Genomic DNA, 12,676 nt, shown 5'->3' with positions numbered 1-12,676 from the left:
AGCAGGAGCATCCGATGACCCTCGAAACGATCTGGTTCTGCGTCATCGCGCTCTTCTGGCTCGGCTACCTCTTCCTCGAAGGCTTCGACTTCGGCGTCGGCATGCTCATGCCGGTCCTCGCGAAGGACAACACCGAGCGCCGCGTCATGGTCAACACGATCGGCCCGGTCTGGGACGGCAACGAGGTCTGGCTGATCGTCGCGGGCGGCGCGATGTTCGCGGCGTTCCCCGGCTGGTACGCGTCGCTGTTCTCGGCCGCGTACCTGCCGCTCCTGGTGGTCCTGCTCGCTCTCATCGGCCGCGGCGTCGCGTTCGAATACCGCGGCAAGGTCGACTCCGACCGCTGGCGGCGCAACTGGGACCGGGTGATCGGTCTCGGCTCGTGGATCCCGCCGTTCGGCGTCGGCCTGCTCCTCGCGACCACCGTCCTCGGCCTCCCGCTCGACGCCGACGGCGACCGCGCGGGCGGCGCGTTCGCCGCCGTCCGCTTCGAAACGCTGCTCGGCGCGGTCGCGGTCGTCGGATTCTCGCTGGTCCACGGCGCCGCGTTCCTCGCGCTCAAAACCGAAGGCGACCTCCGCCACCGGGCCCGGAACCTGGCGACACGGCTGCTCCCGGTCGCGCTGCTGCCGCTGCTCGCGTTCCTCATCGTCGTGCAACTGCGTTCGGGCGACCTGTGGACGCTGCTCCTCATCGGGGTCGCCGTGATCGCCGCGGCCGTCGCCTGGTTCCGGATCCGCGAGGGCAGGGAAGGCCAGGCGTTCGCCGCGCTGGGCGGGGTCATCGCCGCCTCGGCGGTCGCGCTCTTCGTCGCGCTGTACCCGGACGTCCTTCCGTCCACTTCGGACCCGGCGAACACGCTGACCATCGCCGGTGAGGCATCGAGCCCGTACACCCTGACCGTGATGACCTGGGTCGCGCTGTTCGGCGCCCCCGCGGTGCTGATCTACCAGGGCTGGACGTACTGGGTGTTCCGCAAGCGCATCGGCACCCGGCACATCCCACCGGTGCACGCACCATGACCGAACTTCCCGGCCGCGAAACCCTTTCCGCCACGGAGTCCACAATGGACCCAGCGCGACCGGGAAAGGGTCCGCTCGGCGCGCTCGCCCCGCTTTCGGCGGCGGCGCGCCGGGCGTTGATCCTCAGCGGGCTACTGTCCTTCGTCAACGCCGTTCTGCTGGTGGGGCAAGCGTTCCTGCTGGCCGACGTCCTTTCCGCGGTGGTCCGCGGAGCGCCAGGGGACCGCACCGCCCAGCTCGCCGTACTGCTCGCGCTCGTCGCGGGGCGCGCGGTGACCGGCTGGGCGGTGCGGGTTGTCGCCGCCCGCGCGGCCGCCCGCGCGAAGGAGGAACTGCGCGCCAAGGCCCTTGACCATGCCTTGAGACTCGGCCCGGAATGGATCGCCCGCCGCGGTCACGGCGAGCTGACGTCGTTGACCACCAAGGGACTCGACGCGCTCGACGCCTACTTCACCCAGTACCTCCCGGCGCTGGTCACCGCCGCGATCGTGCCGCTCGCCGCCGGCGCCGCGATCCTGTACGCCGACTGGCCGTCGGCCGCGCTCATCGCGATCACCGTCCCGCTGGTGCCGGTGTTCGCCATCCTCATCGGCAAGCACACCGCCGAGCGCGTCGCCGACGCGGCCGACGCCGAACAGCGGTTGTCGGGGCATCTCCTGGAACTCGTTCGCGCGCTGCCGGTCCTCAGCGCGTTCCGCCGCGCCGAGGCGCAGGCAGAGACGGTCCGGAAGATCTCCGAACGTCATCGCCGGACGACACTCAAAACCCTGAAGGTCGCGTTCGCGTCGGCGTTCGCGCTGGAACTGATCGCGACGCTTTCGGTCGCGCTGGTCGCGGTCGTCATCGGTGTCCGGCTGGTCGCCGGTGAACTGCCGCTGGCCATCGGGCTCGGCGTCCTGATCCTCGCGCCGGAGTGCTATCAGCCGCTGCGCGCGGTCGGCGCCGCGTTCCACGCCAGCGAGGACGGCGTCGAGGCCGTGCGCCGCGTCGCGGGCGTGCTCGCGGAACCCTTGCCGCCACAGGGTTCCGCGACACCGGCGAAGGGCCCGGTCCACGTGGAAGGACTGCGTGTCGCGCGCCGGGAGGGGTTCGCGCCCGACGGTGAGACGTTCAGCGTCCGGCCCGGCGGGCTGACCTGGCTGCGCGCGCCCAGCGGTGGCGGCAAGTCGACGACGCTGGCCGTACTGCTCGGCTTCGTGCAAGCCCATGACGGCACGATCACCGTCGCCGGAACCGACCTCGCCGACACCGATCTCGATCGCTGGCGCGAGAACGTCGCCTGGGTGCCGCAGTCGCCGGTGTTCGGCGGGGGCACGGTCCGCGAGGAGGTCGGCGCTGACGACATCCTCGGCGAACTCGGGCTGACCGGCCTGGCCGAACGCCCGGTTTCGAAGCTGTCGCAAGGACAACGCCAGCGGGTCGCGGTGGCGCGGGCGTTGGTGCGGGTCCGGGCGGGCGCGTGGCTGCTCCTGCTCGACGAGCCCACCGCCCACCTCGACGAGGTCAACGCCGGACTCGTCATGGCCGCCGTCGCTCACGCCGTCGACAACGGTGCCGCCGCGCTCATCGCCGCGCACGAACGCCCGTCCGGTGTCGACATGTCGACCATGACCGTGGTGGATGTCGGCACCGCGGCCGAGGAACCGGCCGCCCGGCCGGTGCCGTGGCGCGAACTGGTCCACCCCAGGTTCTTCGGCGGCGCTCTGCTCGGCGCGGCCGCCTTGCTCGCCGGTGTCGCGTTGGCCGCGCTCTCGGGCTGGCTGATCGCGAAGGCGTCACAGCAGCCGCCGATCCTGACCCTGACCGTGATGATCGTCGGTGTGCGGACCTTCGGCCTCGGCCGCGCGGGGCTGCGCTACCTCGAACGGCTGGTCACCCACGACGCCGCGTTCCGGATCGCCGGACGGCTGCGAGTCCGGCTGTGGGAGTCGCTGGTCCGCCTCGGGCCGGCGCGTGCGCTTCGCGCCGGTTCGGAACAGCGGCGGCTGGTCGGGGACATCGACACCGTGCGCGACCTCCTTCCCCGCGTGATCACGCCGCTGGTCGTCGTCAGCTTGGTGGCCGTGGGCGCCGTCGCGGTGCAGACCGTCGTGCTGCCCGAAGCCGGGCTCACCCTGGCCGCGGCCGTACTGGTGAGCGCGTTCGCGCCGCTGCTCGCGCTCCGGGCGGAACGCCGCGCGACCGCCGCGCTGGCCACCGGACGACGTTCGGTGTCGGCGCAGGTGCTGAGCCTGTTCGAAGCCGCCGCCGAGCTGATCGCGTTCGGAGTCGACAAAGAGCGTCGTCGCCGTATCGCCACGACCGACGCCGCGTTGACCGCCGAAGCGAGGAGGCAGGCCTTCGGCGCCGGTGCGGCCGACGCGCTGATCATCCTGGCGACGGGTGTGGCCACCGTCGTGAGCGCCGGGTTCGCCTTGACCGCCGTCGCCGCCGGCGCGCTGGACCCGGTCCTCGCGCCGGTCGTCGCCCTGGTCCCGCTCGCGCTGGCGGAGGTGCTCTCCCTGCTGCCGCCCGCCGCGCAGCACTGGGACACCCTGCGACAGGCCCGGTTGCGCCTCGCCGCGTGCAATGAAAGGTCCTTTCCTTGCAAATTTCGCAAGGAAAGAGCCTTTCCTGGCACCGGCGGAGTGCGGATCCGCGACGCCGACCTCGCCTGGCCCGGCACCGAGCGCCCCGTCCTCACCGGGGTCGACCTCGACATCGCCCCCGGCACCCACGTGGCCGTCATCGGCCCCAGCGGCGCGGGCAAGTCGACCCTCGTCGCCGCCCTGCTCGGTTTCCTCAAGCCGATCAAGGGCGACGTCGCCGCTCCCGCGAACGTCGTCTGGGCGCCGCAAGAACCGATGCTCGTCTCGACCACGGTCGCCGAGAACCTGCGGCTCGCCAAGCCGACGGCGTCCGAGGCCGACCTGCGGAAAGCCTTGTACCAGGCGGTTCTTGAGGACGTCGGGCTCACCACCATGCTGGACAGCGCGGGCGCCGGGCTCTCGGGCGGGCAGGCGCAGCGGCTCGCGTTGGCGCGCGCCATGCTCGGCGCCGCCCAAGCGGACCTGGTCCTGCTCGACGAACCGACCGCGCACCTCGACGAACCCACCGCACGCACGGTCCGCGAACGCCTGGCCGAGGCTCTGACGGGAAAGACCGTCGTCCACGTCACGCACAACGCCGCCGAGGCCGAAGGCGCCGATGTGGTGCTGGAGGTACGAGAGGGTCGCGTCACAGCGCGCACACGGGCCGGAGCGGGCTAATGTCGATAGCGCTCATGGATCCCACACTTGCCGCGCGCGCCCTGTCCGCCGCCACCGAGATCACCGGCACCGCCTTGTCCGGCGAAGACCCGGGCGACGTGCTGGAGACGGTGGTGGCCCGCGCCGTCGAACTGGCCGAGGCCGACCTCGGTCTCGTCATGGTGCGCGCGGACGACGGCCAGGTGGTCGCCGAGGCCGCGCACGGAGCGACCACGCAAGGACTGCGGGGCCTGGCCTTTTCCGCCGATTCCGCGGCCGGCCAGGTCGCCCGCGGCGGTGAACCGGTGGTCAGCGAGGATTTCACCGTCGATCCCCGCACAGCACCCTTCGTGCCGCCGGAGTTGCAGGGCTTCGGTCCTTTCGCCGCGTCGGCGTTCGGTGCCGGCGGGCGCGTCCTCGGCGCGCTGACCGTGTACCGACGCCATGGCGGAGCGCCGTTCTCGGCCAGCACGGTCGAGGTTCTCACCGCCTTCGCGGCCCAAGCGGGCGTGGTCCTCGCGCTCGCCGAAGGCGCCAACGCCCGTCACCGCGTGACGCTTTACCAGGAGCGCGAACGCATCGCGCGCGAACTGCACGACGTCATCGTGCAACGGCTCTACGGCGCGGGCATGCAGCTCGACCGCGTGCGCAAGAACATGCGGAAGCGGTTCGCGCAGGCCGACGGCGCGCGGCTGTCCGAGGCGATCGATCAGCTCGACCAGACCATCGAGGAGATCCGCGGCACCGTGCGCGCGTTGCGCAGCCCGGAACCCGCGAACGAGAAGGTCGTCGCCACCGACCTCGCCGAGTCCGCGCGGGGCGAGGTGCGCATCGCGGGTGAGCTGCTCGGTTACCCGCCGACCCTCGAACTCTCGGGAGAACTGGCCGACATCCCCGCCGAGCAGGCGGACCACATCCGCGCCGCTCTGCGCGAAGCACTGTCCAATGTGGTCAGGCATTCCGGGGCGAGTGAGACCCGCGTGACGCTCAGCCGCGACGCCGAGGGCGTCAAACTCCGCGTGCGGGACAACGGCTCCGGCGTGCCGCAGGGCGTCGCCAAACGCGGCCTCCGGCATCTCGACGAACGCGCGACGACCTCCGGTGGACGGTTTTCGATCAATTCGTCGCCGAGTTTGGGGACTCTGGTCGCTTTCGACGTTCCACTCGACCAAACTGTGTGAAATTAACGGTATTTGTCGCTCGATCGAGTGACTATTCGTGTTTTCCGATTAATCCGTAACAGTGGCGCCCGGTGCGCGATTACCAGTGCATCGAACGCGCTCCGAGCGCGAATTCCCATCGAAAGGACTCCCCATGTCCTCGGTTCGTCGCGCCCTCGGCACGGCCGTGTTCCTCGCCGGATTCTCCTTGTTCGGGCCCGTTTCCATCGCGTTCGCGCTGACCGAAGCGCCCGCGATCGCCGATCTGGACTGCGCCGACTTCGCGTTCCAGGAAGACGCTCAGGCCGTGCTGGACAAAGACCGATCCGATCCGAACGGTCTCGACCGCGACAAGGACGGAATCGCGTGCGAAACGCTGCCGAAGCGTGGAACATCGCCGACGAAAACGATCACCCCGACCCTGCCGACCCTTCCGCCCATCACCACGGAAACGAAACCGGTGCCCAGCAGTGCGAAATCCGCCGACAAGGATTGCGACGATTTCCCCAGTCAGGCCTCGGCGCAGGCCGAGCTCAAGAGGGACCCGAGTGACCCGAACAAACTCGACGGTGACCACGACGGGTACGCCTGCGAGTCCCGCTTCGGCGAGCCGTCGCGGTCCGGTCAGGTGAAGGTCAAGCCGGCCGGTGGCGTCGCGACCGGCGGCGGCGAGGCCACTGAAGTCAACGGTGGACTCCTGGAGATCGGCGCGGTCGCGCTGGCAGGCACGGTCCTGCTGACCGCGACGGCCGCGGGTGCCACCGTCGTCCTCCGGCGGCGTGCCGAGCGATGATCCCAGCTTCCTGGCGCCGGTGGCCGTTTCCGCTGGTCATCGGCACTTTCATCGGGGTGGTGCTAGCGGCCGCGCTGACCGCCTGCGCCACTCCCTCGGCGGGCAGGGTCGCCTCACCGGCGCAACCCACCACCGTGGCTTCGGTGGCCTCGTCGGCCGTCGAACCCGCTCCGCTCGGGCACGCGAAACCGGCGACACTCGAAATCCCCGCGATCGGCGTCCGCACCGGCGAGATCGTCGACCTCGGCCTGTCCGGTGACGGCAGCCTGCAGGTCCCGCGCGACGCGATCACCACCGGCTGGTTCACCGGCGGTCCGGCTCCCGGCGAGGTCGGTCCCGCCGTACTCGCGGGGCACGTCGACTACAAGAAGGTGCCCGGTGTTTTCGTCCGGCTCAAGGATCTGAAGGCCGGTGACGAGGCCGTCGTCCATCGCCGGGACGGGGTCACGGCGGTGTTCACCGTGTACGCCGTGGAGCGGCATCCGAAGGTGTCCTTCCCGACGGAGAAGGTCTACGGCGACACGACCGGGCCGGAACTGCGCCTGATCACCTGCGGCGGGGACTTCGACTCCTCGACCGGCAACTACCTCGACAACGTGATCGCTTATGCGAGACTGACCCGCGCTTAGCCTCGTGAGTGGTAATGACGGTTAGAACCGTCATTACCACTCACGACACCGGTGAGACGTGGGGAGATGACATGCCGAGGTTCCTGCGAGCCGTCGCCGTCGCGGCCGCTGTGGCGGCCCTTCCGGTACTGGTGCCCGCCGCGCCGGCGGCCGCGACCGGGGCGCGGTGCCCGCAGCTGCGGCTGGCCGATCACTGGTACGGCGACAACGCCGCGAAGATCCAGAAGGTCATCGACGAACGCGGCCGCTGCGGCGGGAAGCACGGCGAGCGCCCGGTGGCGGTGTTCGACTGGGACAACACGGTCGTCAAGAACGACATCTCCGATCAGACCGTCTTCTGGATGATCCGGCACGACAAGGTCCTGCAGCCGCGGAACAAGGACTGGCGCACGACCAGCCGGTACATGACCGACGCCGGGGCGAACGCGCTCGGCAAGGCGTGCGGTACCGCCACTCCGGCCGGGAAACCGCTGCCGACCAGCGAGAACATCGCCTGTGCCGACGAACTCCTTTCGGTGCGGAAGAACGCGAAGACGACCAATGGCGAAGAGGTCTTCGCCGGACACAACCGGCGGTACATGGAGGCGGCCTACGCCTGGGTCGCGCAGATCAACGCGGGGTACCGCCCGGACGAGGTCCGCGCGATCGCCCGGCAGGCCAGGGCGGCGGCCCTGCTGGCGCCGATCGGAGCGACCCAGAAGGTCGGTTCGAGCACCCAGATCGCCTGGATCCGGTATTACCCGGAGATCAAGGACCTGATCGCGACGCTGAACAAAGCGGGCTTCTCGACGTGGGTCGTTTCCGCCTCGCCCAAGGAGTTCGCGGACGTCTGGGGCTCGGCGGTCGGCATCCCGCCGAGCCGCACGCTCGGGATCTACTCCCAGACCACGGACGGCCGGATCAACGGGCACCTCGAAGGCTGCGGCGGGCACGCCGACGGCGCCGACGAGATCATGACCTACATCGACGGCAAACGCTGCTACATCAACGAACGCATCCTCGGGATCCGCGGCCCGAAGGCGATGGAAGCGGCACCGGCGGGCGAACGGCAGGCGCTCGCCGGCGGTGACGCCACCACCGACGTCACGATGCTGCGCGACGCCACCGGAGTCCGCGTCACGCTCAACCGCAACAAGGACGAGCTGATGTGCCGCGCCTACGACAACGCGGACGGGAAATGGGCGGTGAACCCGATGTTCATCGAGCCCTTCCCGGCGTTGAACCGCACTTATCCGTGCTCGACGACGGCGTACGAGAACGCCGACGGCACCCGCGGTCCGGTGCTGCGCGACGACGGCACGGTCATCCCCGATCAGCGTGACATCGTGCACCCCTGAGCGTGTCACGATGTGTGACGCCCATACCTCCCGCTGCTACCGTGGCGTTCTTGGCTGAATGAGGGGGAGGCCGTGGTCGATCTTTTGCAGGTCGTCGTGGACGAAGCCGCGAAAGCGGCCGCGACCTCGGCGGTGGGGGCCGTTTCCACGGCGAGCCGGAACGTGGTCTCCCTGCTCAAGGAAAGGCTGGGCACGACCAAGTCCGGCAAGGACGCGCTGAGCCGCCGGGCACTCGCCGCCGCCCGTGCCGACAAGGAATGGGCTGATCGCCTGATCGAGGCGGTTTCCGTACTCCATGAGGAAAACGCCTCGACGGCGACGGCGGGGATCGAGAATTTCCGCAACCACCTAGCCCTCCTCGCCGATCCGCCGAGGACGGGACTGAAGCTGATCGTCGGCGCGGCGGGTTCGGGAAAGACCGAACTCGCCCGCCAGCTCGCCGACCGGGTACAGGAGGACTTCCCGTCGGGCCGGGTCGAGGTGCCACTCGCCCGGTATCGCGACGGCGACGAATTCGACGCCGCCGCGGTGAAACGGTATGTGCTCCGGGAATTCGGGATTCCCCACGGCGAGATCCCGGTCGACGACGAACAGCTGGACCGGCAGTTCCTCGCGGTGCTGGTCACCAGGTCTTTCGTGGTCATCCTGGACGACGTCGAACTCGCCGCCGAGCTGGCCCTGTTCGCCAGGTTCCGCACCAGCCTGGTGTTGGCGACGGCTTCGGTGTACAGCCGCGAACTCAAGGCCTGTGACCCCGCGGCCATCGAGCTGCGGGGGCTCGACGTCGAGGGCGCGCGTGAGCTGCTCGCGGACTTCTGCGGTCAGGTCCGGCTGGTGGACGAACCGGTCGAGACCGGCCGGTTGATCGACCTCTGCGATCGGATGCCGCTCGCGCTCCGCGAGGTCGGCCTCACCCTCGCCGGTCGCGCCGGGGAAGCGCGGCCGGTGGCGACGTTGCTCGACGAGTACCGCGATTCCGGTGTCGTGGACGTCGAAGGAGTCATTCAGGATTCCTTGCGGCGCACGTTCGCCCGGCTTTCGGATGCGGCCGTCGAGGCCTGTGCCGTACTCGCCGGGCATCCCGGCGGCTTCTTCACCCGCGCCACCGCGGCGGCGATGACCGGCGACGCGAAGGTCATCGAAGAACTGATCGCCGCGCAGCTGACCTACCAGGCCGGCGATTGGTACTCGCTCACGATCCTCGCGGGACAGTACGCGCGCAAACTGCCCGCCGATCGGGAGGCGGGCTTCGGCCGGTTGCTCGCCTATGTCCGCGACACGGCGGTCGCGGCGGATTTCCGGGAGAATCCCCAGCGTCTGCGCACCTACGTCGTTCCGGCGAAGCGCGACTGGGAGCTGCGGGTCGATCACATCGACTGGCTGGAGTGGCACCGGTCGCTGATCGGTGAGCTGGTGAAGCTGGCCTGCCTCCGCCGCCGCTACAAGGAGTCCTTGCAACTGGCCGGGGCTTTCGAGGCGCTGGTGAACAAGCGTGGCTACTGGCGTGAATTCGTCGACATCAGTGACTGGGCCGTGAAAGCCGTCGAAGCGGATGAGGACGCGAAGCCCGCGCAACTCGCGCGAGCGCTGATGATGCGGGGCAAGGCCCGCTACCTCGCGCGTTGGTTCCCCGCGGCGCTGGAGGATCTCGACAGGGCGGCGAAGATCCTGTCCGGTCCGGCGGCGGGGTTCGCGGAGAGCCGATGGCGCAAGCTGCAGGCGTCGCTGGCGGAGTTCCGGGGCCGTTTCCACGAAGAACGCGCGGATCTGCTCGTCCTCCGGAACGCCGGGGAAGCGGAGATCAAGCGGGAACTCGCGGAAGCCGAACGACACCTCCGGTGGGCGTGTGCCCTCAGCACGGAACTCGCCGATGGCCCTGCCCTCGCCATTCACCCGCGGATGCTCGCGAACGTGCTGGTCAAACTCGGCGAACCGGCCGAGGCGATCGCCGTCCTGGGCACGATGGCGGCCGCCGGACGCAACCAGGCCCGGGTCGAGATGGTGTACGCCAACGCGTTTCTGGCTCTCGGTGACCTCGCCGAGGCGCGGGCGCGGTTCGGCTCCGCGTGGAATCAGATGGCCGCCCAGCGAGCCACCCAGTACGTCTGGGAACTCAGGGAACTCCAGGCGCGGCTCATGACCGCCGAAGGTGATCCCGGCGCGATCGACGTCTGGGGGCGGCTCGCCTACGACGCCACCCAGCTCGGCCACCCGCGGGCCGACAGGTACTTCAGCGCACTCGAATCGTCGTCGAGCGACCGCCGGCCTTGACGACTTCGGTCGGGGACAATCGGCCGAGGTAAGCCAGCGAAGCGGCGATCAACGGGTCGATCGAGCGGTCCGTCAGTGTCAGTTCTCGCTGGACACCGTCTCGGGTACGGACAAGGCAAGTACTCGTGCCCACCGTCGCCGCGGCCACGGCGGCGTCCGGCCACTGACGGAGAATTTCCTCCGACCAAAGGGGAAAACGTTCGCCGTCCTGCTCCGCGAGTCTGCTGTAGACGATCGACGCACTGGACAGCTGTCGCAGTGTCGCCCGGGTTTCGTGCGCCACCAGGTGTTTGCCGGCCAGGTCGTGCCTTCGGCCGGTACTCGGGAAGCGCACGATCTTCACGGCCTGTCCCGACTCCTCCGCGCCGACGACGAAGGTGGCGACCTCGTGCGGCTCGACGTCGGGCACCTCATGGGGCGGGAACGAGGCTTCGGTGGCGGGTTCGGGAAGGTCCATCAGCCGGTACAGCTGCGGCCGCAGCAGCCCGGCCGACATGTCCGGGGCGCCGACGGCCTGTTTGACGACGGCCGCGTGCTCGCCGGGGCTGTGCCGGTGGATCGCGAGATCGATCTGCGGTCCCAGCGCGGCGTCCGGATCGAGCCGCGCGGTCTGCGCGGCGAGTGCTTCGATGGGCGAACCGGGAACCACGGTGTCCCCGCCGTCGCCGATCAGGAGCAACGGCCGGTCCACCGCGGCGGCGTACAGCGCCAGCGAACCGAAATCCGAGATGACACACGAAGCGGCGATGAGCGCGGCCTGCCAGCCGGCTTCGGGGGGAAGCACCTGAAGCCCCGCCTGCCGTGCCTCGGAAAGCCACGCGTCGACCTGCCACGGGCTGTGGGCCGCGGTGATGCCCGGATGGAGCACGGCACAGCAGCGATACCCGTCGTATTCCAGCTCGGAGACCAGTCGCAGCGGGAGATCGGGCACGGTGCCCAGCAGGGAACCGGGTCCCCAGGTGGAGGCGATGGCCACCAAGGTGTGGCCGGGATCCCCGAAGGCCGCCCGGTAGGCGGGAGCGCGATGCGTTCCCGCCCGCAGCCGATCGTGGCACGGGTCGCCGACCATCACCGCGCGGGCCGCCGCGTCAGGACCCGCCTCTCGCAGGTGGGTGCGCTGCTCGGGATGGGAAAGCGCGACCATGGCGGGGACGACCCGGCCGTCGCGGACGAGCCGGTCCGGGTTCATCCCGGCCACCGTCCGGCTCCGCGGGTAGTACTTCTGGTAGCCGATTCCGTGGGGTACCAGCACGATCGGCGCGTCGAAGAGGTGGAGATCGTCGTTCTCGCTCGCCGCGATCACCAGATCGAAGTGGCTTTCGAGAGCCTGTCGCCAAGGAACGACGGCGGCGCGCAGCGCACCGAGGTATTCGGGCACCCCGGCGCTGAAGATCGCGGTGCTGTCCGCGTCGTAGGTGAAGACCAGCTGGACGCGGCGATCGTTTTCGATCAGCGACAGGATGTCCAGCAGCCTGGTCAGCGTCGTGACCGTGCGGACGACGACCAGGACCTTCCGCTCGATCCCGATGGTGAGCCACTGGTCGAACGCGGGGTCGACCGGGACTTTCGCCCAAAACGACGGGGGGGGGGTACCTTTTTCGCGCACTACCTGTCCCGGCGCGCGATCCACGCCGCGGCCTGCGTGCGGCGCTGCATGCCGAGCTTCGCGAGGACCGAGGTCACGTAGTTCTTCACCGTCTTCTCCGCGAGGAACAGGCGCTCCGCGATCTCGCGGTTGGACATGCCCTGCCCGATCAGGTCCAGCACCTCACGCTCGCGTTCGGTGAGCGAGCCGAGTTCGTCCTCGGGCGGATGCCGCAGCTTGTCCAGCACGCGCGCCGTCGACAGCGGGTCGAGCAGCGAGCGGCCCGCCGCGACCTCGCGGACCGCGTTGACGACGTCCTGACCGCGGACCTGCTTCAGCAGATACCCGGCGGCGCCCGCCATGATCGCGCCGACCATGGCCTCCTCGTCGTCGAACGCGGTCAGCATCAGGCACTGCGGCGGGTTCGGCTTCGAGCGCAGCTCGCGGCAGAGCGCGATGCCGTCGCCGTCGCCGAGCCGCACGTCGACCACCGCGACGTCCGGCTCGACGTGCATCGCCACGGCGAGGGCTTCGTCGACCCCGCTCGCTTCGGCGACGACCTCGATGTCGGGCTCGTCGGTGAGGAGGTCGCGCAGACCCCGCCTCACCACCTCGTGGTCGTCGATGAGCAGCACCTGGATCGGCATACCCC

9 protein-coding genes are annotated in these 12,676 nt (G+C 69.9%); 7 read left to right on the top strand and 2 right to left on the bottom strand.

What is annotated here, in order from left to right; all coding sequences use genetic code 11:
- Nucleotides 1-14: 14 nt before the first annotated feature.
- The 7 genes from cydB (at nt 15) to SD37_RS40980 (ending at nt 10,439) form a co-directional block, all read left to right on the top strand.
- A complete protein-coding gene (gene cydB, locus SD37_RS41010) occupies nt 15-1,022 on the top strand; it encodes a cytochrome d ubiquinol oxidase subunit II (protein ID WP_044849632.1) in 1,008 nt (335 codons plus the stop codon).
- Nucleotides 1,019-4,270 carry a thiol reductant ABC exporter subunit CydD gene (gene cydD / locus SD37_RS41005; protein WP_083255230.1) on the top strand — a complete coding sequence of 1,084 codons (3,252 nt, stop codon included), beginning with the start codon at nt 1,019-1,021 and terminating at the stop codon, nt 4,268-4,270. The genes cydB and cydD overlap by 4 nt, the downstream gene beginning before the upstream one ends.
- Before the next feature lie 14 nt (nt 4,271-4,284).
- Entirely contained in the window at nt 4,285-5,430 is a 1,146-nt protein-coding gene (locus SD37_RS41000; protein WP_044849633.1) for a GAF domain-containing sensor histidine kinase, read from the top strand.
- Nucleotides 5,431-5,563: 133 nt separating this feature from the next.
- Nucleotides 5,564-6,202, top strand: a complete 639-nt coding sequence (locus SD37_RS40995; protein WP_044849634.1) for an excalibur calcium-binding domain-containing protein — start codon at nt 5,564-5,566, stop codon at nt 6,200-6,202.
- Nucleotides 6,199-6,831: a class F sortase gene (locus SD37_RS40990; protein WP_044849635.1), complete on the top strand. Its 633-nt coding sequence runs from the start codon at nt 6,199-6,201 to the stop codon at nt 6,829-6,831. Before SD37_RS40995 ends, SD37_RS40990 begins: the two co-directional genes overlap by 4 nt.
- Before the next feature lie 71 nt (nt 6,832-6,902).
- On the top strand, nt 6,903-8,168 hold the full coding sequence (locus SD37_RS40985) for an HAD family hydrolase (RefSeq protein WP_044849636.1): 1,266 nt from the start codon (nt 6,903-6,905) through the stop codon (nt 8,166-8,168).
- Nucleotides 8,169-8,240: 72 nt separating this feature from the next.
- Nucleotides 8,241-10,439, top strand: coding sequence for an AAA family ATPase (locus SD37_RS40980; protein ID WP_044849637.1), 2,199 nt, complete (start codon nt 8,241-8,243; stop codon nt 10,437-10,439).
- Here the strand turns inward: SD37_RS40980 and SD37_RS40975 are convergent.
- Nucleotides 10,399-12,045: a hypothetical protein gene (locus tag SD37_RS40975; protein ID WP_044849638.1), complete on the bottom strand. Its 1,647-nt coding sequence runs from the start codon at nt 12,043-12,045 to the stop codon at nt 10,399-10,401. The genes SD37_RS40980 and SD37_RS40975 overlap by 41 nt on opposite strands.
- Nucleotides 12,045-12,671, bottom strand: coding sequence for a response regulator (locus SD37_RS40970; protein WP_016330621.1), 627 nt, complete (start codon nt 12,669-12,671; stop codon nt 12,045-12,047). Before SD37_RS40970 ends, SD37_RS40975 begins: the two co-directional genes overlap by 1 nt.
- Nucleotides 12,672-12,676 lie beyond the last annotated feature (5 nt).

The sequence above is a fragment of the Amycolatopsis orientalis genome (assembly GCF_000943515.2).
GTDB lineage: Bacteria > Actinomycetota > Actinomycetes > Mycobacteriales > Pseudonocardiaceae > Amycolatopsis > Amycolatopsis orientalis.
This window is presented reverse-complemented; position numbering and strand designations above follow the sequence as displayed.

Coding starts and splice junctions, on each gene's coding strand:
- cydB (WP_044849632.1), top strand. CDS start 15: ATGACCCTCGAAACGATCTGGTTCTGCGTCATCGCGCTCTTCTGGCTC.
- SD37_RS40970 (WP_016330621.1), bottom strand. CDS start 12,671: ATGCCGATCCAGGTGCTGCTCATCGACGACCACGAGGTGGTGAGGCGG.
- SD37_RS40995 (WP_044849634.1), top strand. CDS start 5,564: ATGTCCTCGGTTCGTCGCGCCCTCGGCACGGCCGTGTTCCTCGCCGGA.
- SD37_RS40985 (WP_044849636.1), top strand. CDS start 6,903: ATGCCGAGGTTCCTGCGAGCCGTCGCCGTCGCGGCCGCTGTGGCGGCC.
- SD37_RS41000 (WP_044849633.1), top strand. CDS start 4,285: ATGGATCCCACACTTGCCGCGCGCGCCCTGTCCGCCGCCACCGAGATC.
- cydD (WP_083255230.1), top strand. CDS start 1,019: ATGACCGAACTTCCCGGCCGCGAAACCCTTTCCGCCACGGAGTCCACA.
- SD37_RS40990 (WP_044849635.1), top strand. CDS start 6,199: ATGATCCCAGCTTCCTGGCGCCGGTGGCCGTTTCCGCTGGTCATCGGC.